The 24,842-nt window shown below is 71.0% G+C and carries 19 protein-coding genes; 16 read left to right on the top strand and 3 right to left on the bottom strand.

The window, feature by feature from the left end; genetic code table 11:
• Positions 1-423, bottom strand: coding sequence for an OsmC family protein (locus AC1ECW_RS11750; RefSeq protein ID WP_409660137.1), 423 nt, complete (start codon positions 421-423; stop codon positions 1-3).
• 327 nt (positions 424-750) lie between these two features.
• On the opposite strand from AC1ECW_RS11750, the gene ilvA reads away from it, so the two are divergent.
• Together ilvA and AC1ECW_RS11740 are read left to right on the top strand one after the other, a co-directional pair.
• A complete protein-coding gene (gene ilvA, locus AC1ECW_RS11745; protein ID WP_481201893.1) occupies positions 751-2,325 on the top strand; it encodes a threonine ammonia-lyase, biosynthetic in 1,575 nt (524 codons plus the stop codon).
• A gap of 102 nt (positions 2,326-2,427) precedes the next feature.
• Positions 2,428-3,471 (top strand): nicotinate-nucleotide--dimethylbenzimidazole phosphoribosyltransferase, encoded by a 1,044-nt coding sequence (locus AC1ECW_RS11740; protein WP_409703714.1) that lies wholly within the window; start codon positions 2,428-2,430, stop codon positions 3,469-3,471.
• Between the two features lie 9 nt (positions 3,472-3,480).
• Here AC1ECW_RS11740 and AC1ECW_RS11735 read toward each other — a convergent pair whose 3' ends face one another.
• The gene (locus AC1ECW_RS11735) at positions 3,481-5,382 is read right to left on the bottom strand and encodes a DUF294 nucleotidyltransferase-like domain-containing protein (RefSeq protein ID WP_481201892.1); all 1,902 of its coding nucleotides are present in this window, start codon (positions 5,380-5,382) and stop codon (positions 3,481-3,483) included.
• Positions 5,383-5,408: 26 nt separating this feature from the next.
• Positions 5,409-5,891 (bottom strand): type II secretion system protein N, encoded by a 483-nt coding sequence (locus AC1ECW_RS11730; RefSeq protein ID WP_481201891.1) that lies wholly within the window; start codon positions 5,889-5,891, stop codon positions 5,409-5,411.
• Between the two features lie 126 nt (positions 5,892-6,017).
• On the opposite strand from AC1ECW_RS11730, the gene gspG reads away from it, so the two are divergent.
• The 14 genes from gspG (at position 6,018) to AC1ECW_RS11660 (ending at position 24,796) form a co-directional block, all read left to right on the top strand.
• Positions 6,018-6,470 carry a type II secretion system major pseudopilin GspG gene (gene gspG, locus AC1ECW_RS11725; RefSeq protein WP_409708442.1) on the top strand — a complete coding sequence of 151 codons (453 nt, stop codon included), beginning with the start codon at positions 6,018-6,020 and terminating at the stop codon, positions 6,468-6,470.
• A 101-nt stretch (positions 6,471-6,571) separates the two neighbouring features.
• On the top strand, positions 6,572-7,012 hold the full coding sequence (locus AC1ECW_RS11720) for a pilus assembly FimT family protein (RefSeq protein ID WP_481201890.1): 441 nt from the start codon (positions 6,572-6,574) through the stop codon (positions 7,010-7,012).
• On the top strand, positions 7,009-7,371 hold the full coding sequence (gene gspI / locus AC1ECW_RS11715; RefSeq protein WP_409708448.1) for a type II secretion system minor pseudopilin GspI: 363 nt from the start codon (positions 7,009-7,011) through the stop codon (positions 7,369-7,371). Before AC1ECW_RS11720 ends, gspI begins: the two co-directional genes overlap by 4 nt.
• A 1-nt stretch (position 7,372) precedes the next feature.
• A complete protein-coding gene (locus tag AC1ECW_RS11710) occupies positions 7,373-7,984 on the top strand; it encodes a PulJ/GspJ family protein (RefSeq protein ID WP_409708451.1) in 612 nt (203 codons plus the stop codon).
• Positions 7,985-7,998: 14 nt separating this feature from the next.
• Positions 7,999-8,931, top strand: a complete 933-nt coding sequence (gspK, locus tag AC1ECW_RS11705; RefSeq protein WP_481201889.1) for a type II secretion system minor pseudopilin GspK — start codon at positions 7,999-8,001, stop codon at positions 8,929-8,931.
• Positions 8,932-9,107: 176 nt separating this feature from the next.
• Positions 9,108-10,364, top strand: a complete 1,257-nt coding sequence (gene gspL / locus AC1ECW_RS11700; RefSeq protein ID WP_409708457.1) for a type II secretion system protein GspL — start codon at positions 9,108-9,110, stop codon at positions 10,362-10,364.
• Entirely contained in the window at positions 10,361-10,864 is a 504-nt protein-coding gene (gene gspM, locus AC1ECW_RS11695) for a type II secretion system protein GspM (RefSeq protein WP_409708460.1), read from the top strand. The genes gspL and gspM overlap by 4 nt, the downstream gene beginning before the upstream one ends.
• Entirely contained in the window at positions 10,861-11,802 is a 942-nt protein-coding gene (gene gspN, locus AC1ECW_RS11690) for a type II secretion system protein N (RefSeq protein WP_409708463.1), read from the top strand. The genes gspM and gspN overlap by 4 nt, the downstream gene beginning before the upstream one ends.
• Positions 11,799-14,036: a type II secretion system secretin GspD gene (gene gspD / locus AC1ECW_RS11685; protein ID WP_481201888.1), complete on the top strand. Its 2,238-nt coding sequence runs from the start codon at positions 11,799-11,801 to the stop codon at positions 14,034-14,036. The genes gspN and gspD overlap by 4 nt, the downstream gene beginning before the upstream one ends.
• A gap of 15 nt (positions 14,037-14,051) precedes the next feature.
• A complete protein-coding gene (gspE, locus tag AC1ECW_RS11680; protein WP_409709657.1) occupies positions 14,052-15,557 on the top strand; it encodes a type II secretion system ATPase GspE in 1,506 nt (501 codons plus the stop codon).
• 4 nt (positions 15,558-15,561) lie between these two features.
• Entirely contained in the window at positions 15,562-16,776 is a 1,215-nt protein-coding gene (gspF, locus tag AC1ECW_RS11675; RefSeq protein WP_409709654.1) for a type II secretion system inner membrane protein GspF, read from the top strand.
• A 438-nt stretch (positions 16,777-17,214) separates the two neighbouring features.
• Positions 17,215-18,207 carry an AAA family ATPase gene (locus AC1ECW_RS11670; RefSeq protein ID WP_409704982.1) on the top strand — a complete coding sequence of 331 codons (993 nt, stop codon included), beginning with the start codon at positions 17,215-17,217 and terminating at the stop codon, positions 18,205-18,207.
• 95 nt (positions 18,208-18,302) lie between these two features.
• The gene (locus tag AC1ECW_RS11665) at positions 18,303-21,107 is read left to right on the top strand and encodes a bifunctional glycoside hydrolase/polysaccharide deacetylase family protein (RefSeq protein WP_481201887.1); all 2,805 of its coding nucleotides are present in this window, start codon (positions 18,303-18,305) and stop codon (positions 21,105-21,107) included.
• Positions 21,104-24,796, top strand: coding sequence for a tetratricopeptide repeat protein (locus AC1ECW_RS11660; protein WP_409704978.1), 3,693 nt, complete (start codon positions 21,104-21,106; stop codon positions 24,794-24,796). Before AC1ECW_RS11665 ends, AC1ECW_RS11660 begins: the two co-directional genes overlap by 4 nt.
• Positions 24,797-24,842 lie beyond the last annotated feature (46 nt).

The raw sequence follows: 24,842 nt of genomic DNA, 5'->3' as shown, positions 1-24,842 counted from the left end.
TCAGCCCTCGACGATCTCGTAGCTGGTGGTGATCTCGGCCGTCTTGGCCAGCATGATGGTGGCCGAGCAGTACTTGTCGTGCGACATCTGGATGGCGCGCTGCACGGCCGTCTCGGGCAGGCCCCGGCCGGTCACCACGAAATGCATCCGGATGCGGGTGAAGACCTTGGGGTCGGTCTCGGCACGGTCGGCGCTGAGCTTGACCTGGCAGCCCCGCACGTCGTGGCGGCCGCGCTTGAGGATGAGCACCACGTCATAGGCGGTGCAGCCGCCCGCACCGGCCAGCAGGGTTTCCATCGGGCGCGGCGCCAGGTTGCGGCCGCCGCCCTCGGGGGCGCCGTCCATGCTCAGCAGGTGGCCGCTGCCCGTCTCGGCCGAGAAGGCCATGCCGCTGGCAGGCATCCAGTTGATCGTGCATTCCATGTCGTTGCATTCCAAGTGTGAAACGGTGTGCATTGTGTGCGCCGCGCGCCGGCCATGCAGTCGAACGTGGAGAGACTCCTCTAGGCCAAAGCGTGAATTTGTTATTGCAGCGCATCATCGTTCGGCGTTAAACTTTCATACATGTGATGTTCGCTGATCGCGGCATTGCAACGTTTGTCTCCTCCACCCTCCTCCTTTGGTGGATTGGGCCCAAGGCTTCACAGCCTTGGGCCTTTTTCTTGGGCGCACGCTGCCGTGTCAGAGGTGTTGCGCCGCAAAACGGCGGCGGGGCTCGCGTATATTCGACGGCTTCCCAGGAGGAGCCTGATGGCACGAGCCACCCCCAAGTCCCCCCGTGCGACCGCCCCGGCGCGGCGCCGCAAGCACCTGTCGCCGGCCGACTACTTGCAGAAGATCCTGACCGCGCGCGTCTATGACGTGGCCGTGGAGACCGAGCTCGAGCCGGCCGAGCAGCTCTCACAGCGTCTGGGCAACCAGGTGCTGCTCAAGCGCGAGGACAACCAGCCCGTGTTCAGCTTCAAGCTGCGCGGAGCCTACAACAAGATGGCCCACCTGAGCCCGGCCCAGCTCAGGCGCGGGGTGATCTGCGCCTCGGCCGGCAATCATGCCCAGGGCGTGGCCCTGGGCGCACGCCGCCTGGGCTGCCGGGCGGTGATCGTGATGCCGGTGACCACGCCGCAGGTGAAGATCGACGCGGTGCGGGCCCTGGGCGGCGAGGTGGTGCTGTTCGGCGAGAGCTTCTCGGACGCCTACGCGCACGCGCGCGAGCTGGAGGCCAAGAAGGGCCTGACCTTCGTGCACCCCTTCGACGACCCCGACGTGATCGCCGGCCAGGGCACGATCGCGATGGAGATCTTGCGCCAGCACCAGGGGCCGATCGACGCGATCTTCGTGGCCATCGGCGGCGGCGGCCTGATCTCGGGCATCGCCAGCTACGTGAAGGCCGTGCGTCCGGAAATCAAAGTGATCGGCGTGCAGATGGAAGACTCCGACGCCATGGTGCGCTCGGTGCGCCAGGGCAAGCGGGTGCAGCTGCCCGACGTGGGCCTGTTCGCCGACGGCACGGCGGTCAAGCTGGTGGGCGAGGAGACCTACCGCCTCACGCGCCAGCTGGTGGACGACTACGTGGTGGTGGACACCGATGCGGTGTGCGCGGCGATCAAGGACGTCTTCCAGGACACACGCAGCATCCTCGAGCCGTCTGGGGCGATGAGCGTGGCGGCGATCAAGCAGTATGTGGAGACGCACCGCTGCAAGGGCAAGACCTTCGTGGCCATCACCTGCGGCGCGAACATGAACTTCGACCGGCTGCGTTTCGTGGCCGAACGCGCCGAGGTGGGGGAGGAACGCGAAGCGCTGTTCGCGGTGACCATTCCCGAGGAACGCGGCAGCTTCAAGCGCTTTTGCGCCCTGCTGGGCGAGCGCAGCGTCACCGAGTTCAACTACCGCATCTCCGGCGCCGACGAAGCCCACATCTTCGTGGGCCTGACGACGAGCCGGCGCGGTGAGTCGGCACGCATCGCCGCGCATTTCCAGAAGCATGGCTTCCCGACCCTGGACCTGACCCACGATGAGCTGGCCAAGCAGCACCTGCGCCACATGGTGGGCGGGCATTCCGAGCTGGCGCGCGACGAGCGGCTGTTCCGTTTCATCTTCCCCGAGCGGCCGGGCGCGCTGATGAAGTTCCTGTCCACCATGCACCCGAGCTGGAACATCAGCCTGTTCCACTACCGCAACCAGGGCGCCGACTACGGCCGCATCCTGGTGGGCATCCAGGTGCCCAAAGGGGACAAGAAGGCCTTCCGGGAGTTCCTGGACACGCTGGCCTATCCGTGCATGGAGGAGACCGACAACCCGGCCTACCGGCTGTTCCTGCGCTGAACCCCCGTTTGGGGGACCGGCGCCCCATTGCGCCCCCCGGGGGGCGCTGGAAGAATGGGGCCGGCCGGCGCAGGCAGAGCATCCTCCCTCCGGCGGCCTGCCATGAGCCTGCACCGTTCGCTGATCGCCCCCACCTATCACCCCCCGCTGCAGCAGGCACTGCACGACAAGCTGGCCGCGCGCAACACCGCTGCAGGCAGCCTGGGCGAGCTCGAACCCCTGGCGGTGCGCCTGGGCCTGGTGCAGAACACGCTCAAGCCCCGGCTGCACACGCCTCAGCTCGTCGTGTTCACCGGTGACCACGGCTTGGCGGTGGACGGCATCACCGCGCCCGACACGACGCCCAGCACCGAGCAGGTGCAGGCCCTGATCACGCTGCGCACGCCGCTGGCGGTGTTTGCCCACATCCAGGGCCTGGGGCTCACCGTGGTCGATGCCGGGCTGGCCGAGCCCCTGGGGCGGCACCCGCTGCTGCTGTCGCGCAAGATCGCCCACGGCACGCGCAACTCGCGGGTGGGCGCGGCCATGTCGCTGGACCAGGCCCAGGCCGCGATCCGGGCCGGCATGGAGATCGCCAATGCCCTGCCCGGCAACGTGCTGGCCTGTGCAGGCCTGGGCGTGGGCAGCGAGGCCAGTGCGGCCCTGCTGCTCTCGCGTCTGGCCTTGCTGCCGCTCACCCAGCTCGTGCAACCGGCGGCGCAGGCCCCGCCTGAGCTGCTGGGCCACCAGGTGGCCGTGCTGCAGGCGGTGCTGGAACGTCACCGCGGCGTGAGCGAGCCGGTGGAGATGCTGGCCGCGATGGGCGGCTTCGAGATCGCGATGATGGTCGGTGCGATGCTGGTGGCCGCGGGCAAGCGCCATCTCATCATCGTCGACGGCCTGCCGGCCTGTGCCGCCCTGGCCGTGGCCTCGCGCATCGCGGCCCCGGTGGTGGACTATGCGGTGTTCTCCCGCAGCCACAGCCGCCCGGGGCTGAGCCTGGCGCTCGAGTACTTCCGGCAGGGCCCGTTGCTCGAACTGGGGCTGGAATGCACCGACGGCACCGGCGCCTCGCTGGCCTGGCCGCTGATCCACGCGGCCGCGGCCTTACTGAGCGAGGTGGCCGAGGGCGAGGATCCGGGGCCCAGCCGGCCGATGGGCTTGTGAGCCGCGCCGCTACGAGCGCAAATAGTCCAGTTCCAGCCGCTGCTGCAGCCGCCGCGCCAGGCGGAAGGTTTCCTTGAGCATGCGCCGGTCGATGTCGTTGAGCTGGGTCACGTCGAGACGGTTGGGCTGCGCGGGCATCTCGTCGGCACCGATCTGCACGCGCAGGCGCAGGGTCTGCAGGAACTCGAACCCCGCGATCCAGGCTTGGCTCTCCTGGGGCTCGACGCCCATGGCCGGGGCGGCCTGCTCGATGCGCGCGCGCGTGCCGGTGGCCGTGACCCCATGGGCCAGCGCGTAGATGCGCGCAGCCGCGACGAAGAGGGCCGCTCCCTGCATCTTGAGGTCCACCCACTCGTGCGCGCCCTCGCGGGTGGTGTCCAGGCCGCCCAGCCAGTTCAGCGGCACGCGATGGCGCAGCGCGAGCTCGCTCATCTGGCGCAAAAAGCGCGGCACCGCGCGGGCGCGGCGATGCACGAGCTGGCGCATGGGGTCGAGCAGTGCCCCCTGGCCGGCCAGGGCACGGAAGTCGAAGAAGATGCTGGCGTGCAGCAGATCCTCGGGGGCGCCATGCTCGATCCAGTGGTCGAAGCGAGCGCACCATTCACGCGGGGTCAGGCACCACTGGGGGTTCATCGCCATCACCCCGCCCTGGCACAGCGGATAGCCGCAGGCCGCCAGCCCTTCGTTGACGTCCTTCGCGAAGGCCAGCCAGCGCGCCCGGTCGCGGTCCGGGTCGTCGCTGTCGAAGACCAGGCCGTTGTCCTGGTCGGTGGCGATGGTCTGCTCGCCGCGGCCTTCGGAGCCCAGGGCGATCCAGCAGGCCCGGTCCATGTCCAGGCCGTGGGCCTGTGCCATCAGGTGCACCAGGCGTGCGGTCAGCACGTCGTTGAGATGGCTGACGAGCTCGGTGAGCTGGCGCGCACGCAGGCCCTGGGCCAGCAGACTGCGCGCGAAGCGCCGGATGTCGGGCGCCGCCGAACGCAGGGCTGCCAGGTCGCGGGCATGACGCAGGTCGGAGCTGAGCTGCTTGAGCGACAGGCGCTGCAGCGCGAAGAGGTCGCGCTCGCTGACCAGGCCGACCAGCCGCTCGCCGTCGAGCACCGGCACGTGGCGGATGCCATGGCGCGACATCATCAGGGCCGCGTCCTGGGCCGTGTCGTGCGCGGCCAGCGTGTGCACCGGCCGGGTCATCACCTCGGCAACCGGTGTGGACAGCGGCCGCTGCGCCAGTGCCACACGGCCGAGCACGTCCTGGCGGGTGAGGATACCCTGCAGGCAGCCGGCGGCGTCGGTGACCAGCAGCGAGCCGATGTGCTGATCGTGCATGGTGCGCAGGGCCTCGGCCAGCGGCGTGTCGGGCCGGCAGGTGACCGGCTGCCGGCGCACCAGATGGCCCAGCGCCGTCTCGAAGGACTGCTCGGCCAGGGTCTGGGAGGCCGCGTCGGCCTGGACGGCCCGGCGCGAGAGGGTCAGGTACTGCAGGATGCGCCCGCCGAGGAAGCCGGCGAACGGCGGGCTCGCCGACGCCACCGCATCGACGGCCTCGCGCGGGATGAGCAGGCACCAGCCCGGTTCGGTGGCGGTGTAGGTGGCGGTGACCGGCCGGGCCCCCATCAACGCGCCGACCGGAAAGACATCGCCACCCTCGTACTGGAAGCCGGTGGCCTCCAGGTCGGCCAGCCCCCGCCGGCCGGTCACCGCCCCGGCCAACACGGCATACAAGGTGTGGACCGGCCCGTCCTCGGGGCGGCGCAGCACCTGGCCAGGCACGCAACGCAGCAAGGTGGCGGCGTCGAGAAGCTGCTCGATGTGTGCCGGCTGCATCTGTGAGAACGGCGGATGCGGCTGCAAGGCCGCCAGCCACTGCGCCCGCCCGGGACGCTCGGCAGGGGAAAGGGCCGGTGGGTCCATGGGCAGGGGGTGGCGGTGCCCAACGGTCAGGAGGCTGGCCCCTCGGGGCGCGCCACCGGCAGGGTGCCGGTCTGGGGGGCTGGCAGGGGCGGCAGTTCCAGCGTGAGGGCCACCGTCCCGTCGCGCGGGCCGAGAGCGGCGCTGCGGTGGCCCAGACTGAGCAGCACGAGTTCGCCATCGACGGGGTGGCCCACCGCATAGGCGCGCGGCGTCTTGCCATCCACCGCGATGAGCGCCACGCCAGGCCCCGCGCTGCCGGGCGCCGGGGCCATCAGGCCGAGCAGCTTGAAGCGGCTGCTCTGCGCACTGGGGCCGGGGGCGGCCGGGCTGGCCGCTCGGGGGGCGCCCCCCAGAAGGCGCAGCACCGAGGCGGCACTGCCGGACTGCGCCACGACGGTGCCGGTATGCGACGGCACGGGCAGCGGCGAACTGCCCAGGCGCAGCGCCCAGAACATCGCACTGGCGGCGGCCAGGGCCCAGACGACGAAGGCACCGAGTTTGGCGAACATCAGCCCATTATGATTCAAGGCCTGCCCGGCAGACGTGTTGTCACCCGGGGTGTGGCGCTCGCGCTATGCTGCACGGGGGCCGCCGTGTCCCGAACCCTCCTGGTGGACCCTGAATCTGCGAGACCCATGACTTCGACCCTGACTTCCTGGCGCCATCGCGCCGCCCGTCACCTGCACCGCGGCTTCACGCTGATCGAGCTGATGGTGGTGCTGGTGGTGATCGGCATCCTGGCTGCGTTGATCGTTCCCAACGTGCTCGACCGCGCCGACGACGCCCGCGTGACGGCTGCCCGCACCGACGTCAACAACCTGATGCAAGCGCTCAAGCTCTACCGACTGGACAACCAGCGCTACCCCACGGCCGAGCAGGGCCTGCAGGCCCTGGTGGCCAAGCCCACCACGGCCCCGATCCCGCCGAACTGGAAGCCCTACCTGGACAAGCTGCCCAACGACCCCTGGGGGCGCCCCTACCAGTACCTGAACCCCGGGGTGCGTGGCGAGATCGACGTGTTCAGCTTCGGGGCCGACGGCCAGGCCGGCGGGGACGGTCTGAACGCGGACATCGGGTCCTGGCAGTGAATGTGCCACGCCCTGTGTGCTTGGCGCGCCAGCCGTCGGGAATCGGCGCGGCCGGCTCCGCGGCGCCTGCTCGCAGGGCTGGTGGGGTGCACGGGGCTGAGATGCTTGGCGAGCGTCGCCCATCTCGTGCAGCCCGGCGCGGCTTCACGCTGCTGGAATTGCTGATCGTGGTGAGCCTGATGGCGGTGGTGGTGGGCACCGTCAGCCTGGCGGTACGCGACCCGCAGGCCACCGCGCTGGAACGCGAGGCCGAGCGCCTGGCGGCGCTGCTGGAGTCGGCGCGGGTCGAGTCCCGGGCCTCCGGCGTGGCGGTGCGCTGGGTGCCGACGGCCGGGGGCTTTCGCTTCGTCGGCCTGCCCGAGAGCCTGGCGCTGCCCACCCACTGGTTGCATGAGGGGGTGCGCGCCGAGGTCTACGGAGCCGGGGGGCTGACGCTCGGGCCGGACCCGCTGATCGGGGCGCAGCGCGTGACGCTCGCACTGGAGGATCGGCGCCTCACCGTGGCCACCGACGGCCTGCAGGCCTTCGCGATCGCCCCATGAAGCACTCGCCGCGAGGGTTCACGCTCGTCGAGGTGCTGGTGGCGCTGGCCGTGGTGGCGCTGGCGCTGTCGGCAGGCGTCAAGGCGGCCGGGGCCCTGAGCAGCAACGCTGAGCGCCTGAGCGACAACATGGCGGCGCAATGGTGCGCCGAGAACCAGCTCGCCGGCCTGGTGCTGGCACGGCAGTTCCCCTCGGTGGGCGACGTCAGCTTCGCCTGCGAGCAGGCTGGACGGGCTTACACGGGCCAGTTGCAGATCCGGCCCACGCCAAACCCCAACTTCCGCCGCGTCGATGCCCGCATCAGCACGCCCGAAGGGCAGCCGCTGGTGAGCTTGTCGACCATCCTGCCCCGGTACTGAGATGCGCCGGCACCACGGCTTCACGCTGATCGAGGTGCTCGTCACCGTCACCATCCTGGCCATCGTGGCCGCTCTGGCCTGGCGCGGGGTGGACGGCATCGTGCGCACCAAGGAGATCGCCGAGGCCCGGCTCGACCAGGTGCTGCGCCTGAACACCGTGCTGGCCCAGTGGGAGGCCGATCTCGCCGCGCTGCACGACACCCGGTTGGTGCCGGCCCTGAGCTTTGATGGCAGCGCCGCACGGCTGACGCGGCGCAGCGAACAAGGCGTGCAGATGGTGGTGTGGACCCTGCGGGGTCGGCAATGGCACCGCTGGGCCAGCGCGCCGGTGACGCGCCGCGCCGAGTTGCAGGATGCCTGGATGCGCTCGCTGCAATTGCTGGGCGGCGAGCCGGGCGACCTGGCCGCCTTGCCAGGCGTGGGGCAGTGGCAGCTCTATTTCTGGCGCAACAACGCCTGGACGAACCCGCAGTCCACCGGAGACCAGTCGGCCGGCGACCCGCGCACCCAGGCCCTGCCCCAGGGCGTGCGGCTGGTGCTGACACTGACGCCCGAGTCGGGCCTGTCCGGCGAGGTCACGCGCGATGTCGTGTTGCGACTGAGGGCCGAATGAGCATCCAGCCGACCATGCGCCGACGACCATCCCGCGGGGCCGCGCTGCTGACGGCGATGATCATCGTGACCCTGGTGGCCACGCTGGCCAGCAGCATGCTGTGGCGGCAGTGGCGCTCGGTGCAGATCGAATCGGCCGAGCGCAGTCGCGCCCAGTCGTCGTGGATCCTCACCGGCGCGCTGGACTGGGCCCGGCTCATTCTGCGCGAGGACCGCCGCTCCGGCTCGGTGGACCACCTGTCCGAGCCCTGGGCGACGCCGCTGGCCGAGGCCCGGCTCTCCACCTTCCTGGCCGCCGGCCCGGCAGACACCGATGCCGCGCCCGACGCCTTCCTGGCCGGCCGACTGAGCGACCTGCAAGCCCGCTTCAACCTCACCAACCTGGCGCAGCCTGCCGATGCCGCACTGCCACACCGGCAGGCGCTGGAACGCCTGTGCGAGCTGCTGCATGTGGACGCGAGCACGGTCGAGGTGCTCGCCGAGGGCTTTGCTCCGCTGCCCACCGGCCAGGACGCCCCCGCCGACCGCCCCCTGATGCCACCCACCCCGGAGCTGCTGGGCTGGCTCGGGCTGGAGGCTGCCACGGTGCAGCGGCTCTCACCCTACCTGACCGTGCTGCCGCGGCCCACGCCGGTCAACCTGAACACCGCTTCACGCGAGGTGCTGGCCGCGGTGCTCGGGGTGGACCTGGCCAGCGCCGACCGGCTGGTGCAGCACCGCCAGCGCACACCGTTTCGCAGTGCGGGCGAAGCCACCCCGCTGCTGCCGCCGGGCACGAACCTGTCGGATCAGCAGGTCGGGGTCAGTTCGGACTTCTTCGAGGTGGTGGGGCAGTTGCGCATCGACCAGCGGGCCGTGCAGGAGCGCTCGCTGGTCGAGCGACGGGGGCTGCAGGTGGTCTCGCTGTGGCGGGAACGCAGCGCCCTGGTGCTCGGCGAGGGCCGCTGAACGCCCCCTCGTTCATGGGCCCGGGGGTGCCCGCCAGGGACCACCCGCGACATTTCTTCACACCGGGGGTGAAGGGATGCGCATAATGCATTGATTTCAAACGCCTTGAGGCTTGCCCAGAGGCGCCCGCCCCGGGGCGGGCGCGGGCCCTGCATCGAACCGATGGTTCTCCCGGTATGAGTCTGCTCGTCATCTCGCTGGCCCCGCGCCCGCGCCTGGGCCCCCGCGACGCCGCTGCCGCCGGCGAAGCGGCTCCGGCACTGCGTGCGCCGGCCGAGTTCGACTACGTGCTCAGCCGCGACGGTGTCCTGGTCGGCCGGCACGGACGCTGTGCCCCGGCGCTGATGCCGCGCGCCGACACGGTCGTGGCCGTGGCCCCGGCCGTCGATCTCGCCTGGCACCAGGTCAGCCTACCCAAGGCCCCGCAGGCCCGGCTGCGCGCCGCCCTGGCCGGGTTGCTCGAGGAGGCCTTGCTCGAGGACCTGGAGGACACCCATCTGGCCGTTGCCCCCGGGGCGTCGGCCACCGCGCCGACCTGGGTGGTGGCGACGCACCGCGGCTGGCTCACGCTGCAACTGGGCGCGCTGGAGGCCGCCGGCATCGTGGTCGACCGGGTCGTCCCCCAGGCCGAGCCCGGGGATCCTCCGCGCGGGTACTTCGAGCTGGCCGACCCGTCCGATGACCAGGCCCTGCGTGTGGTGTGGTCGCGCCCGGACGGGGTGCTGGTGCTGCGCCCGGCGGGCGGCCTGGTGCGGCATTGGCTGAACGGCTCCGGCGAGGAGCCGTTGGCTTCCCTGTGGAGCGCCGAACCTGCCGCGGTGGCCGCAGCCGAACAGCTGTTAGGCCAGCCGGTGGAGGTGCTGCCGCGCCCCGAGGCAGCGCTGCAGGCGGCGCAGTCTGCCTGGAACCTGCGCCAGTTCGACCTGAGCAGCCGCCCACGCGGCGTGCGGGCGCTGCGCAAGGGCTGGCACACCTTCCGAGGGCCCTCCTGGCGGCCCGTGCGGCTGGGCCTGGCGGCGCTGCTGGGCGTGCAGCTCGTGGGCCTGAACGCCTGGGCCTGGAAGCAGCGCCACGACCTGCAGGCGCTGCGCGCCGAGCAGGTCGCCTTGCTGCAGACCACCTTCCCGCAGGTGCGCGCCGTGCTCGACGCGCCGGTGCAGATGCAGCGCGAGACCGAGCTGCTGCGCGCCCGTGCCGGCCGTCCCGGGGAGACCGATCTCGAACCCATGCTGCAGGCGGTGGCCGGCGCCTGGCCGCAAGGCCGGGTGCTCGAAGGGCTGCGTTTCGAGCCCGGTCAGCTCACCGTGGCGGTGGGAGACTGGCCCGACGAGGCCGTTGCCGAACTCGCCCGGCAGCTCGAGCCCGAGGGCTGGGTGGTGGAGCGCAACGGGCCCCAGGTCACCGTGCGGCGTGCCGTGGGAGGGCGTTCATGACGCTGGAGGAATGGCGCCAACACTGGCAGCAGCAGGTGCGCTCACGCTGGAGCGCGCTGGACGAGCGTGAACGCAGCCTGGTGCGGTTCGCCGGTGTGCTGGTGCTGCTCGCGCTGCTGTGGTGGGTGGGGCTGCAGCCGGCCCTGCGCACGCTGCGCGACACCCCGCAACGCCTGGCCGAGGTGAGCACCCAGTTGCAGCACATGCGGCGCCTGGCCCAGGAGGCGCGCGACCTGCGTGAGGCTCCCACGGTGGCGGCTGCCCAGGCCGCGCGTGCTCTGCAGGCCGCGACCGAGCGGCTGGGCCCGGCGGCCCGCCTGAACCTGCAGGGGCAGCAGGCCACGCTGGTCGTGCAGGGCCTGCCCGGCGATGTGCTGTGGGCCTGGCTGGGCGAGGCGCGCAACGCCGCGCGGGCCCGGCCGGTGGATGTGCAGCTCACCCGCAGCGGCAACGGCTACAACGGCACCGTGGTGCTGGTGCTCGGCGCAGAGGCCCCATGAGCTGGCTCGCCGCACGCCTGGGACGCTGGCGCGAGGCCCGCCAGGCAGCCTCGCGCTTTCGCGCCTCGCAGTTCGGAGCCTCGCGTTTCGGCCATTCGCGCTTCCCGAACTCCCGCCTGGACTCGGCCGCCAGTGCGGCCGCGCGGGCCCGCCAGGCCAGTTTGCGCCGCTGGGGCTGGGCCGGGGCCGTCACCGGCGCGCTGCTGGCGCTGCTGCTGTTCGCTCCGGCCACCTGGCTGGCCTCGGCGGTGGCCACCGCCAGCGGTCAGCGCGTGCTGCTGGCCCAGGCCCAGGGCACCGTCTGGAACGGCCATGCGGTGCTGGTGCTGTCCGGCGGACCGGGCAGCCGCGACGCCACCGCCCTGCCCGGACGCCTGCACTGGGCGCTGCGGCCCGAGGGGCTGGGCGCGATGGTGCGGCTGCGCCAGGCGTGCTGTCTGAACGGTGAAGTGGGCCTGCGCGTGCAGTTCGGCTGGTCGCGCCTGTCGGTGCAACTGCAGCCCCAGCCGGGGGGCTGGACGGGCCAGTGGCCCAGTGCCCTCCTCGGCGGCCTGGGCACGCCGTGGAACACGCTGAAGCTCGGCGGGGCGCTGCGGCTGTCCAGCCCCGGCCTCACGCTGCAAGGCACGGCCGGGCGCTGGCTGGTGCAGGGCCGCGCCGACCTCGACATCCTCCATGCCTCCTCGCCCCTGGTCACGCTCAGCCAGTTGGGCAGCTACCGCCTGAGCCTGTTCAGCAACGAGCAGGGCCAGGTGCAAATCGTCCTGTCCACGCGCGAAGGCGCGCTGCAGCTCAGCGGCGATGGCCTTTGGGGGCCAAGCGGCGTACGCTTCCGGGGCGAGGCCCGCGCCGGCGAGGGCTTCCAGGACGCGTTGGACAATCTCCTGAACATCATCGGGCGGCGCGACGGCGCACGCTCGGTCATCTCGATCGGATGAGCATGAAACGCACTCCTCTGGCCCGACGTGGCACCCAGGTCCTGTGTGCGGCCCTGGCCGCCGGCCTCCTGGCCCTGGGCACCGCCCCAGTCGCGCGGTCTCAGCAGCCCGCCGCCGAGGCCGCCGGCCAGGTCACACTGAACTTTGTCAACGCCGAGATCGACGGTGTGGCCCGCGCGATGGGGCTGATCCTGCGCCGCCAGTTCGTCATCGACCCGCGCGTGAAGGGACAGATGACGCTGTACAGCGAGCAGCCGATGAGCCGCTCGGAGGCCTACGTGAGCTTCCTGGCCGCGCTGCGCGGCCTGGGCTTTGCCGTGGTGGAGGTCGAGGGCCTGTACAAGATCGTGCCCGAGGCCGATGCCAAGCTGCAGACCGGCGTGGTGTCCGCGGGGCCCGGCGTGGCTGCCCGTGGCGACACCATCCTCACCCAGATCTTCCGCATCCAGCACGAGAACGCGAACAACCTCGTCACCATCCTGCGTCCGCTGATCAGCCCGAACAACACGATCAATGTGAACCCGGGCAACAACTCGCTGGTCATCACCGACTATGCCGACAACCTGCGGCGCCTGTCGCGCATCATCGCCGCGCTGGACCTGCCCAATGCCACCGACGTGGAGGTCATCCCGCTGCAGCACGCGGTGGCCGCCGACGTGGCCGTGCTGGTGCAGCGGTTGGTGGACCAGCAAAGTGCTGCTGCAGCCGCCGGCGTCTCCCCCGCGCCTGCGGCTGCGCAGGGCACCGCACAAGCCGTGGCCGGCGGCAGCACCTCGGCCGGCGTGGTGCTGGCCGACTCGCGCACCAACGCCCTGCTGGTGCGCGCGGCCAACCCGGCCCGCCTGGCGCTGATCCGCTCGATCGTCGCCAAGCTCGACGTGCCCGGCGCCGCCGGCGCGGGCGGCAGCAACATCCATGTGGTCTATCTGAAGAACGCCGACGCGGTGCGTCTGGCCCAGGTGCTGCGTGCCGCCTTCCCGACCGATGGCCGCGGGGGCGCCGCCTCGGGCGGCGGCACCCTCACCGGCGCGCCGGCCACGGCCACCGGCGCCACACTGGGAGGCACGAGCGGGGGCAGCAGCGTCATCTCCCCCCAGGCCACCGCCCCGGTGGCGGCCGCGGCGCAGCCTTCCACCGGCGGCTTCATCCAGGCCGACCCGGCGACCAACTCGCTGATCATCACCGCCCCCGACCCGCTGTACCGCCAGTTGCGCGCGGTGATCGACCAGCTCGACTCCCGGCGTGCCCAGGTCTACGTCGAGACGATGATCGTCGAGGTCAACGCCACCAAGGCGGCCGACGTGGGCTTCCAGTGGCAGGGACTGCTGGGCAAGGAAGGCGACAAATGGGGCCTGGTCGGCGGCACCAACTTCGGCACCGGGGGCAACAACATCATCCAGCTCTCGCTGGCCGCCGCCACCGGCGGGCAAAGCGGTTCGCTGCCCTCGGCCGGCCTGAACGTGGGCATCGTGCGCAACTTCCTGGGCACCTATACGCTGGCCGGCCTGGCCCGCTTCCTGGAGCAAAACGTGGACGGCAACATCCTGTCCACGCCCAACCTCGTGACCCTGGACAACGAGGAAGCCAAGATCACCATCGGCCAGAACGTGCCCTTCGTCACCGGCCAGTTCACCAACACCGGCACCGGCAGCGGCGCGGTCAACCCCTTCCAGACGATCGAGCGCAAGGACGTGGGCATCACCTTGCGCGTCAAGCCCCAGATCGGCGAGAACGGCACGGTGCGCCTGTCGATCTATCAGGAAGTCTCCAGCGTGGTGAACCAGAATGTCTCGCGCGGCGTGGCCGATGCCACCGCCGGGCTGGTCACCAACAAGCGCTCGATCGAATCGAGCGTGGTGGTCGATGACGGCCAGATCATCGTGCTGGGCGGGCTGATGCAGGACCAGTTCACCGACAACCGGGACAAAGTGCCGGTGCTGGGCGATGTGCCGGTGCTGGGCGGCCTGTTCCGAAGCGAGAACCGCTCGCGCGTGAAGACCAACCTGATGGTCTTCCTGCGCCCGGTGGTGATGCGTGACCAGGATGCCTCCAACCGCCTCTCGCTGGACCGCTACGACCAGATCCGCGCGCAGCAGCTCGCCACCCAGCCGTCGCCGCGCACGCTGCTGCCGGTCAACGAAGCGCCCGTGCTGCCCGCGCGCGAGCTGCCGCCACCGGCCGATGCGGCCACACCGCCCGCCCCCGCACCGGCCGGCCCCCAGCCGGTGAATTGAGAGGCACTGCCCGCCATGGCCGTCCGCCACCCCCTGCCCTACGCCTTTGCCAAGGCGCACCACCTGCTGCTGGAAGACGACGGCCAGCAGCTCACGCTATGGGCCGACGCCCAGGCCGCCGTGCCGGCCCTGTCCGAAGTGCTGCGCCATTTCCAGGTGGACCGCTTCGAGCACGAACCCCAGGCCAGCCTCGCCCAGCGCATTGCCACGGCCTATGCCGGCGGCGAGTCGAGTGCCGCGGCGGTCGTGGGCGAGGTCGAAAGTGCCGTGGACCTGTCGCGCATGATGCAGGACCTGCCCGCCGTGGAGGACCTGCTGGAGGCCGCCAACGATGCGCCCATCATCCGCATGCTCAACGCGCTGCTCACCCAGGCGGCCAAAGACGGCGCGAGCGACATCCACATCGAACCCTACGAGCGCAGCTCTTCGGTACGCTTCCGCGTGGACGGCACGCTGCGCGAGGTGGTGCAGCCCAACAAGGCCTTGCATGCGGCGCTGATCTCGCGCCTGAAGATCATGGCCGAGCTCGACATCGCCGAGAAGCGCCTGCCCCAGGACGGGCGCATCTCGCTGCGCATCGGCGGGCGCGGCGTGGACGTGCGCGTGTCCACGCTGCCCTCGGCCCATGGCGAGCGTGCGGTGCTGCGTCTGCTCGACAAGGGCGACACACGCTTCACGCTGGAAAGCCTGGGCATGGGCGGCGACACCCTGGCGCGCTTTGCACGACTGATCGACCAGCCCCACGGCATCGTGCTCGTCACCGGCCCCACCGGCTCGGGCAAGACGACCACGCTGTACGCTGCCCTGGGCCGCATCGACACCAGCACCACCAACGTGCTGACGGTGGAAGACCCGATCGAATACGAGCTGCCCGGCATCGGCCAGACCCAGGTCAACGCCAAGATCGACCTGACCTTCGCCAAGGCCCTGCGCGCCATCTTGCGCCAGGACCCCGACGTGATCATGATCGGCGAGATCCGAGATTTCGAGACCGCGCAGATCGCCATCCAGGCCTCACTGACTGGCCACCTGGTGCTGGCCACGCTGCACACCAACGACGCGCCCTCGGCCGTCACGCGCCTGATCGACATGGGCATCGAGCCCTTCCTACTCAGCTCCAGCCTGCTGGGCGTGCTGGCCCAGCGCCTGGTGCGCAAGCTGTGTCCGCACTGCAAGCGCCCCGAGGCGGGCGCCGGCCCCGTCGCCGGGCCGCCCCAAGACAGAGCCAGCCCCCTCGCGGGGGGGCGAAGCGACGAAGGCGCAAGCCTGGGGGCCGTCCGGTACCACCCCGTGGGCTGCAAGGAATGCGGCATGACGGGCTACAAAGGCCGCACCGGTGTGTACGAGCTGATGGTGGCCGACGACAAGGTCCGCGCCCTCATCCACAACCGCGCCGCCGAATCGCAGCTCTTCGTGGCCGCCGAACAAGGCGGGCTGCGCACGATGCGCGAAGACGGCGAGCGCCTCGTGCAAGCGGGCATCACCTCGCTGGAAGAGGTGCTGCGTGTGACACGGGATTGACCCCATGCCGGCCTACCGCTTCGAAGCCCTCGACGCTGCCGGGCGCACCAGCACCGGGCTGATCGAGGCCGACAACGCTAAGGCCGCCCGGGCCCAGTTGCGGGCGCAAAAGCTCGTGCCGCTGTCGGTGGCCACCGTCAGCGCCGCCGCCGGCGAGTCGGGCGCGGCACGCCGGCACGGCCGGGTCTTCAGCGCCACGGCCCTGGCCATCTGGACCCGCCAGTTGGCCGGCCTGGTCAGCTCGGGGCTGCCGCTGGAGCGCGCCCTGACCGCGCTGGCCGACGAGGCCGAGGACCCGCGCCAGCGCGAACTGGTGGCCCACCTGCGCAGCGAGGTCAATGCGGGCTCGTCGTTCGCCAAGGCCCTGGGCACGGCCCCGCGCGAGTTCGATGAGATCTACCGGGCGGTGGTGGCCGCCGGCGAGCAAAGCGGTGGACTGGGCCAGGTGCTCGAGAAGCTAGCCGAAGACCTGGAGGAGCGCCAGGCGCTGAAGGCCCGGCTGGTCGGCGCGGCGCTGTACCCGGCCATCGTCTCGCTGGTGGCGGTGATCATCGTGGTCTTCCTGGTCACCTACGTGGTGCCCCAGGTGGCCTCGGTGTTCACCGGCAGCAAGCGCGCCCTGCCTTGGCTCACGGTGGCCATGCTGGCCGTCAGCGACTTCGTGCGCCACTGGGGCTGGCTGGCGGCGCTGGGGCTGGCCGGCGGTGCCACGTTGCTCGCTTACGGCCTGCGCAACGAGACCTTCCGCGAAAGCTTCGATGCGGCCTGGCTGCGTCTGCCCCTGCTGGGCCGGCTCTCGCGCGGCTACAACGCCGCCCGCTTTGCAGGCACGCTGGCCATGCTGGCGGGGGCCGGTGTGCCCATCCTGAAGGCCCTGCAGGCCGCGGCCGAGACGCTGAGCAACCGTGCGATGCGCGCCGATGCACTGGACGCCCTGGTGCAGGTGCGCGAAGGGGCCCCGCTGGCGGCCGCACTGGCGGCCAAGAAGCGCTTTCCCGGCCTGCTGGCGATGTTCATCCGCCTGGGCGAGCAGACCGGCACCCTGCCCACGATGCTGGCCCGGGCGGCCACCCAACTGGGGCAGGAAGTGCAGCGCCGTGCGATGCAACTGGCCACCATCCTGGAGCCGCTGCTCATCGTGGGCATGGGTGTGATCGTCATGCTCATCGTGCTGGCGGTGCTGCTGCCCATCATTCAGCTCAACACCTGGGTGAAGTAAGGCCCACCCCCTACGCGCTGCGCGCGCCCCCTCAAGGGGGCCACACCAGCGGACCGGCCCAGCCGGATCCGCGGTGTGCACTCGCACCTGCGATGAGCGCCAACGCGGCCCCCCCCCCCCCGCGGCTCGTTCCCTCCCACGCTGCGCGCGCCCCCTCAAGGGGGCCACACCGGCGGACCGGCCCAGCCGGATCCGCGTGTGCACTCGCACCTGCGATGAGCGCCGACGCGGCACTCTCCCCCGCAGTTCGCTCCCTGCGGCGCAGCTTTGCAAAGCCCTGGAGTGTGGTCGGGCTTTGGCTTGTGCGAATCTTCACGTCATGCGGACTCGGCACGGCTCGTGCTTGCAACAGGCGGGGGTTTTCCCGTTTGTTCGGCGTTTGCGCCCCGCTAGGCTTTGCTGCAATGAGTCGACCGACCGCAGCAGTGGAGGTTGCCGATGAGCTCGCATGAACTGGTCCCCGTGAGGGACGCCACCATCCCGATTGCGCACATGCGCAGTGTCTACCGCGTCAGCGACGTGGAGCGCCGGCTGGACAAGCTGCCGCAGAAGGAACATGAACACCTGCGCGCCACCTACGAGCGCATGATCGAGCGCGGCCCCGAACGCTTCCAGGTCAAGCCCTCGGGCCTGCCGGTGATGGCTGCGCTCTACGACGAGCTGCCCAATTTCACCGAGGTGCTCGACGACGTGAAGCGCCAGCTCGCGCTGTGCGAGGACAGCCGCGATGCGCTGGAGATCACGCCGATGCTGCTGCTGGGCCCGCCGGGCGTGGGCAAGACGCACTTCGCACGGCGGCTGTCGCAACTGCTGGGCACAGGCATGGGGTTCGTCGCGATGAGCTCGCTCACCGCGGGCTGGGTGCTCTCGGGCGCCTCGTCGCAATGGAAGGGCGCGCGCGCCGGCAAGGTCTTCGAAACCCTGGTGGAGGGCCAGTATGCGAACCCGGTCATCGTGGTCGACGAGATCGACAAGGCCTCGGCCGAGTCGACCTATGACCCGCTGGGCTCGCTGTACAGCCTGCTCGAACACGACACCGCCGGCAGCTTCACCGATGAGTTCGCCGAGGTGCCCATCGACGCCAGCCAGGTGATCTGGGTGGCCACGGCCAATGACGAGCGCGCCATCCCCGAGCCCATCCTGAACCGGATGAACGTCTACACCGTGCCCGCGCCCGACCGCGAGGCCGCGCGCAAGATCGCATTGCGCCTGTATGCGTCGATCCGCGCCGAGCATGACTGGGGCGAGCGCTTCGAACCCGAGCCGCCGGAGGCCGTGCTCGACCGGTTCGCCGAGCTGGCCCCGCGCGAGATGCGTCGCGCCTGGATGACGGCCTTTGGCAACGCCAAGCTGGACCGGCGCAGCCGCATCGAGGTGCGCGACCTGCCCGAACTGGGCGCTCGTCGCAGCCCCATCGGCTTTGTGCACTGAGACCGGCTCTCGCGCCGACATGGCCGAGCGGGCCGCCCGGCTTTGTCGCGCGGCACCGGCGCACCGTGAGCCGCCTGACCGACAATGCGCCCGTCATGCATCGACGCGATTTTCTGCGGCAATGGCCCGCATGGGCCGGGCTGAGCGCCTGGTCGACGCTCCAGGCCCAGCCTTCTGCCCTGTCCAGCGCTGCGGCAAGCGCCGGCAGCGACCGCGAAATGCCTGCGGTGGCCTTTTATTACGGCCCTCAGCCCCCCTTGGAGGCCTTGCGCCTGTACGACTGGGTGGTGCTCGAACCCGAGCACGCCCTGGCTGCACGGGCCGACGTGGCTGCTTGGCTGGCCCCTGACAGCCTGGCCTTCGCTTATGTATCGTTGGGGGAGGTGCACCCCCAGCGCGCCTACGCCTCGGCCGTGCCATCGTCCTGGGTGCGCCGACGCAACGAGGCTTGGGGCTCCTGGGTGATCGACCAGACCGCGCCGGGCTGGTCCCGCTTCTTTTCGGAACGGATCATCGCCCCGTTGTGGGAGGCTGGGTTCCGTGCGTTTTTCCTCGACACGCTGGATTCATACCTGCTGTTTGCCAGCGACGAGGCGACCCGCCGCGCCCAAATCTCGGCGCTGCGCGAGACCTTGCGCGCCATGGTGCGGCGCTGGCCAGGCGTGCGGCTGATGCTCAACCGCGGATTCGAGCTGATCGACGATGACTTGGCGGCGCACGTGACGGCCGTGGCGGCCGAATCCCTGTACCGTCGTCATGACACCGCCACGAAAGCCTATGTCGAAGTCCCCGAGGACGATCGGCGCTGGCTGTTGCAGCGCTGGGCCGAGCTCAAGCGCTGGGGACTGCCCGGCATCGCCATCGACTACGTGGCTCCCGGCCAGCGCGAGCAGGCCCGCCAGACGGCACAACGCATCGCATCCCACGGGTTGATCCCGTGGGTGGCCGACCCGGCCCTGGAAACACTGGGGGTGGGCGGCGTTGAAGTCGTGCCGCGCGAGGTGTTGCTCGTGCACGATCCGATCGACGCTCATGCGCTGCAACTCAAGCAACGTTCGGCGCATTTGTACGGCGCTTTGCCTTTGGAAGCTCTGGGCCTGGTGCCGCGCTATCACGCGGTCGACGCCGCGGTCCCTGACGCGCCGCTGGCAGGCCGATACGCCGGCGTGGTGCTGTACCTGGACAATGTGGCCCAGGCCGAAGCGGCCATGCCGTTGCTGGAGCGGGCGCGATCCGAAGGGGTGCCGGTCGTCCTGCTCGGTCAGGTTCCCACGGCGCTGTTGGGCCGCTGGGGCGCCTCGGTGGCCCGCGGCCGGCTGCAAGCGCCGGTGCAAGTGCGGCGCGCGCCCGGGGCCCCCTCTGGCGAGGCCGCCCCCCGGGTGTTGCCCGAGGCCTCCGTGTTGCTGCGCGCGCCCCGCGAGGCCCAGGTGTGGTGGTGGGCCGAGGACGATCAGGGCCGGCGCATGGATGGCGCGGCCATCACCTCCTGGGGCGGCTATGCCTTGCCGGGCTTTGGCTTGTACACCCTGCCGGCGGGCCTAGGCCACCGTTGGTGTGTGGAGCCGATCGAATTCCTGCGCCGGGCCTTGCGGCTGGGGCTCGATCCGATGCCCGATGTGACCACCTGCGTCGGCCGACGGGCCTTCTTCGTCCATTTCGACGGCGACGGCTGGCTCAACCGCTGCAACCTGCCCGGCACCCCCACGGCCGGCCAGTACCTGGTGCAGGAGTATCTGATGCGCTACCCGATCCCCATCACGGCCTCGTTCATCGTGGGCGAGCTCAGCGAGCAAGGGGTATACCCCGACGAGGCCGCCCTGGCCCAGCACTGGGCGCGACAGGCCCTGGCGCTGCCCCACGTGCAGGCGGCCAGCCACACCTGGTCGCACCCGTTCCACTGGGGCCAAGCCTCGGGCAAGACCGAAGCCTCGTATGAACTGCGCTACGGTGTCCACCTGAAGCTGCCCAATTACGTTTTCGATCTGCGCACCGAAATCGCCGGCTCCAAGGCCTGGATCGCCGAACGCCTGTGCCCGCCGGGCAAGCCCGTGGAGATGCTGCTGTGGTCCGGCGATTGCAACCCGCCGCCTGCCGCCCTGGCGCTGGCCCGCCAAGCAGGGTTGGGCACACTCAACGGCGGCGGCGGTGCCATGAGCCGGCTGCGCCCCAGCCTGACGGCCTTGTGGCCCATGGGACTGCCCAAACAAAACGAGTATCAGGTCTACGCCCCTGCATCCAACGAGATGGATTACACGAATAACTGGCAGCCCCCGTACACCGGCTACGAACACGTGGTCGATACCTTCACGATGACGGATGGGCCCTATCGACTCAAGCCAGTGAACATTTACTTTCACCCCTATCTCGTGACGCAGCCGGCCGGAGCGAAGGCCCTGCATGCAGCGTTTGCCTGGGCGCTGGGCCAAGCCCTGCATCCGATCACGGCGCGGCAGTACCACGATACCGTGCAGGCTTGGCGGACTGCGGCCGTCGGGCGGCGTCTGGGCGGCGGTTGGCGGCTGAGCAGCCCGTCGCCGCTGCGACAATGGCGGCAACCCCGCGCCGCTCCCAAGCCCTCGGTGAGCCGCAGCCGACAGGTGGCCGGCTGGCATGAACACGGCTCGCATCGCTATGTGCACATCGCGGCCGAGCGCGCCGAAGTGCGCGAAGGCCCTCCAGCGGGCCGTGTCGTCGATGCGAATGCAGCGATCGTGGACTTTGAACCGCGGCGCGACGGTGGATGGCGGGCACAGCTGCAAGGCCATGGCCCCGTGGAACTGAGGGTGGACTTGCCCGCTGGATGGCGGGTGTACACCACGGCCCACGTCCGGCAGGACGGTTCGTTGGCCTTGATCCGCAGCGCAAGCCCAACGCTCCAGGTGCAATGCCGCCCGGCTTGAGCTCCCCCGCCCCGGCGGCCGAAGCCGCCTCCCGCCCCCGGCTGCTCAGTGTGTCGCCAGACGACCCGCGCCGCAGCCGCTTGCTGCCGCGCGGCGCCTTGCTGGGCGTGGGCGGCGCATGCCTGATCGTGCTGGCCATTGTCTTTCCCGGCGAGGGCTTGGTGCGTCTGGTCGAGCGTTCGGGCAACCACGCCTTGGCCATCGACTACCTGCACAACCTCTTGCGCTTGCACCCGGGCGATGCGCGGCTGCTGCGGCTGCTGGCCGAGCGCTACCTGGCCATTGGCGAGGTCGAGCGTGCCTGGGAAACGTTGCAAACGGTGGACGACGCTGCCACCCAGGCCCTGCGCGAGCGCGTGGCGCTGGCATCGTGGCAGGCCGCCCGCGCAGGAGGTCGTCTCGACGAGGCCGAGCGCTGGCGGGCCTGGGTGCTCAAGGAGGTGGGTCAGCGCCGCCTGGCATCAGCAGCGGACTGGATCGACACCCTGGAGCTGCTGCACGCGCTCGAGGCCCTGGAGGCCGACCACCCGATGTGGGCTCAGGCGGCAACCTGGGGGCGGCGCGAACCCGCGCAAGCCCAGGCCTTGGCGCGTCGATTGCTGGCGCTGTCGCAGCCGCGCGCTGCCGCCGAGCTGCTCACCGAGGCCGCCCGCGCCAGCCGCGGCGCTGCACAACAGGCCTTGTGGCGCGCAGCCGCCCAGGCCTGGCTGGGGGCGAACGAGCCCGTCAAGGCCTGGCACACCGCCCAGGCCCTGGCGGCGCACACTCCCGTCAGCCAGGCCGACGCCTGGCTGCTGGCCCGCCTGGCCCAGACAGCGGCCGTGCCGCAGGCTGCCGCACGCTGGTTGCGCCTGGCGCTGCGAATGGGCGAGCCCGGCGAGCTGGGCGCGCCGCCGTCCCCGGTCGATCTGGCCACGCTGGACGAAGCCTGGGCGATCTTCGCCAGCGCAGGCGACCACGAAGCCGCCCTGGACATCAGCGCGCGGGCCCGCCGCCTGGCCCCGGCCAGCACCGTGTGGGCCGAACGGCACGCCCGGGTGCTTGAATGGGCTGGCCGACCGCAACAGGCCTTGCCCTTGTGGGTGCAGCTCATGCGAGGCCCTGTGGCGCGCTTGGCGCAAGAGCGGGTGCGCGCCCTGGCCCCGGGACTGTTCGACTGGGAAGCCCTGATCGCCTATTGGCGCGAGCGTGACGCTGCGGGTGCGCTGACGTCCGAGGAATGGCGCAGCTACATCGACCTGCTGCGCCAGCAAGGGTTGAGCGCACAAGCGCTGGAGGTGGCGCAGCGGGCCGCCGCCCAACATCGCTCACTGGACCGGGTGTTGGCAGCCTTGCTGTGGAGTGAAGGACGCATCGACGAGGCCCTGGCCGCTTACCGACGTGCCGAACGCGGCGGCTGGCTCGACACCGAAGCCCGTCTGGAAGCCGCCGGCGCGATGCTGGCGGCCTTGCAACTCGAAGAAGCGGCCCGTCTGCTGGCCCCCGACCCGCCGCCGCAGACCGCGCCTGCGCTGCGTGAGAGCTATCTCGAACTGCGTGCCGATCTGGCCTGGGAGTTGGGTCAGGACGAAGCAGCCCGGCGCGACTACGAGCGCTTGTACCAGGACGCCGAAAGCACCGATGCCGAGATGAGCACGTTTCGGGCCCAGCGTCTGCTGGCCTTGACCCGGCGCCTGGACGGCGCTGAAGCCGCCCTGCGTCGAGCCCCCGCCCTGTGGCTGCGCGGACCTTCGGATGGTTTGGCCGAGCTGTGGCTCGATGTGATCGCCGAGCGGCCCAGCATGCGCGCCATGCGCCAGTGGGAGCAGGCCATGGCCGAGACCGCCGAAGGCGCGGCCTTGCGGCAACGGCCCAGCCTGCTGCAACGCCAGGCCGGCGTGTGGCGCCTGCTGGGCCGCAGCGAGCGCGCCGGACCCTTGCTGCGACAGGCTCATTCGCTGTCGCCGCAAGACGTGTCCATCCTGACCGACTGGGTGAGCTGGCTGGTAGAACAGCGCCGCTGGGACGAGTTGCGACTCACGCTGTCGCTGCATGCCCAGCAGCTCGAACGCGATCCCGAGGGCCGACTCGTGTTGGCCGAAGCGGCGCGCGAACTGGGCCAGCCCGCCTGGGCGCTGCGGCTCATGCACGCCGAATGGGACCGCCGTCAGCACGACCCCCTGTGGCTGGCCGCCTATGCCGATCTGCTCGACGAGCTGGGACGCAGCGCGGCGGCCCAGCAGGTGCGCCAGCAAGCCTGGGCCCTGTTGCGCTCAGCGCGCACGCCCCAGACCACGCCCGCCGATGCGGCACAGGCTGCGCGCGCTTTGCAACAGCAATTGCTGCAACTGCGCCTGGCCCCCGGACGCGTTCCGCCGGAGCAAGTGCAAGCGCTGCTGTCCGGATTGCGCGACCGGCTGCGCATGGGCGATCTGGATGCGGCCGCTCAAGCCCAGGTCGATGCCAGCCTGGTGCACGCGCTGCTGGCGATGGAGCTCGATTCCTGGGCCGATTGGTGGTTGGCCCGACGCACGGTCAGCGGCGCCATCGGTGCGGGCCTGCGCGTGCTGCGTGCGCTCGCCCATGATGACCGCCACGGGGTGCGTGAGCATCTCGACGAAGGACGCACAGCGCTCAGCCCGGTCGATCGCGCCGAAGCCGCCTGGGCACTCGGCCAGCGCGGTGCCGCACTGGCCGAGCTGGCGGCCACGCTGGAAGCGGCATCCGCGCGCGAGGACGACCCGCAGCGTCTGCGGGCGCTGGCCACCCTCACCGCCGAGCGGCAACGCGAGCAGGCCCATCAGCTGCGCCTGGAGCAGCAGCAAGAGACGCTGTCCGGCGTGGCCACGCGCCGCACCCAGGCCCAGGCCGATCTGGCCCTGGGCGAACGCTGGACACTGCACGCCCATGTTGGTCAAGCCCAAATGACCCGGCGCGCGGGCTCGATCCTGGGCCCCTTGCCGCCGGACTCTCGCATTGGCGGCCTGGCCGCCACCTGGCGTGAGGAACGCTGGACACTGGGCGGGTGGTGGCGCACGCACGGCTTGGGCGCTCGACGCAGCACCTGGGGCCTGGATGCGCACTACCGACTCACCGACACCCAGCAGCTGCGGCTGCAAACGGCGTTCGACGCACCGGCAACCGACACCGAATTGCTGCGCGTGGCCGCCCGAACCCATCGTGTGCAGGCCCAGTGGGACGGCTCGCACGGCCGCCTGTACGGCAGCACCCAGCTCAGCCTGGCGCGCTACCACACCGATGCGGGCGGCGTGTTGGGCCAGGCCGGACAGTGGCGCGCCGAAGCCGGCTACTGGCTGCGCCGCGCCGAACCGGTGTGGGCCGTGCGAGGGTATGCTGCGGTGCGTCGCGAACGGACCGACGACAGCCCGCGCCCTGAACTGGGCCGCTGGTTGGCCTCGGGTGACACTGGGCTGTCGGGCGCGCAGGTGATGCCCGGCTCGCAACACGAGATCGGGTTGAGCCTGCGCTGGGGCCAAGCCGACGGCCTGGCCTCGCGTCGCTGGTGGCCGCGATTGGAGGTGGGCGTGACCCACTCCAGCCGCAACGGCCTGGCCCCCAGCGTGTCCCTCGGCTGGCGCGGCCCGCTGCTCGGCGGCGACGAGTGGCAACTGAGCGTGCAGCACAGCCAGTCCAACACCGGGCCGACCCGGTCCGTGCAATGGCAGTACCGACACTGGTTCGACCGATGAGCCCACAGCCCCGTTGACGCAACCGATGATCATGCCCAAGGAGTCC

The organism is Caldimonas hydrothermalis, assembly GCF_056746695.1.
Note: the sequence above shows the minus strand (reverse complement) of the source record. Positions and strands in the feature narration are given on the sequence as shown.

What these genes read in the sequence shown, in the direction of transcription:
- AC1ECW_RS11750 (WP_409660137.1), bottom strand. Translation starts at nt 423, where the DNA reads ATGGAATGCACGATCAACTGGATGCCTGCCAGCGGCATGGCCTTCTCG.
- ilvA (WP_481201893.1), top strand. Translation starts at nt 751, where the DNA reads ATGGCACGAGCCACCCCCAAGTCCCCCCGTGCGACCGCCCCGGCGCGG.
- AC1ECW_RS11740 (WP_409703714.1), top strand. Translation starts at nt 2,428, where the DNA reads ATGAGCCTGCACCGTTCGCTGATCGCCCCCACCTATCACCCCCCGCTG.
- AC1ECW_RS11735 (WP_481201892.1), bottom strand. Translation starts at nt 5,382, where the DNA reads ATGGACCCACCGGCCCTTTCCCCTGCCGAGCGTCCCGGGCGGGCGCAG.
- AC1ECW_RS11730 (WP_481201891.1), bottom strand. Translation starts at nt 5,891, where the DNA reads ATGTTCGCCAAACTCGGTGCCTTCGTCGTCTGGGCCCTGGCCGCCGCC.
- gspG (WP_409708442.1), top strand. Translation starts at nt 6,018, where the DNA reads ATGACTTCGACCCTGACTTCCTGGCGCCATCGCGCCGCCCGTCACCTG.
- AC1ECW_RS11720 (WP_481201890.1), top strand. Translation starts at nt 6,572, where the DNA reads ATGCTTGGCGAGCGTCGCCCATCTCGTGCAGCCCGGCGCGGCTTCACG.
- gspI (WP_409708448.1), top strand. Translation starts at nt 7,009, where the DNA reads ATGAAGCACTCGCCGCGAGGGTTCACGCTCGTCGAGGTGCTGGTGGCG.
- AC1ECW_RS11710 (WP_409708451.1), top strand. Translation starts at nt 7,373, where the DNA reads ATGCGCCGGCACCACGGCTTCACGCTGATCGAGGTGCTCGTCACCGTC.
- gspK (WP_481201889.1), top strand. Translation starts at nt 7,999, where the DNA reads ATGCGCCGACGACCATCCCGCGGGGCCGCGCTGCTGACGGCGATGATC.
- gspL (WP_409708457.1), top strand. Translation starts at nt 9,108, where the DNA reads ATGAGTCTGCTCGTCATCTCGCTGGCCCCGCGCCCGCGCCTGGGCCCC.
- gspM (WP_409708460.1), top strand. Translation starts at nt 10,361, where the DNA reads ATGACGCTGGAGGAATGGCGCCAACACTGGCAGCAGCAGGTGCGCTCA.
- gspN (WP_409708463.1), top strand. Translation starts at nt 10,861, where the DNA reads ATGAGCTGGCTCGCCGCACGCCTGGGACGCTGGCGCGAGGCCCGCCAG.
- gspD (WP_481201888.1), top strand. Translation starts at nt 11,799, where the DNA reads ATGAGCATGAAACGCACTCCTCTGGCCCGACGTGGCACCCAGGTCCTG.
- gspE (WP_409709657.1), top strand. Translation starts at nt 14,052, where the DNA reads ATGGCCGTCCGCCACCCCCTGCCCTACGCCTTTGCCAAGGCGCACCAC.
- gspF (WP_409709654.1), top strand. Translation starts at nt 15,562, where the DNA reads ATGCCGGCCTACCGCTTCGAAGCCCTCGACGCTGCCGGGCGCACCAGC.
- AC1ECW_RS11670 (WP_409704982.1), top strand. Translation starts at nt 17,215, where the DNA reads ATGAGCTCGCATGAACTGGTCCCCGTGAGGGACGCCACCATCCCGATT.
- AC1ECW_RS11665 (WP_481201887.1), top strand. Translation starts at nt 18,303, where the DNA reads ATGCATCGACGCGATTTTCTGCGGCAATGGCCCGCATGGGCCGGGCTG.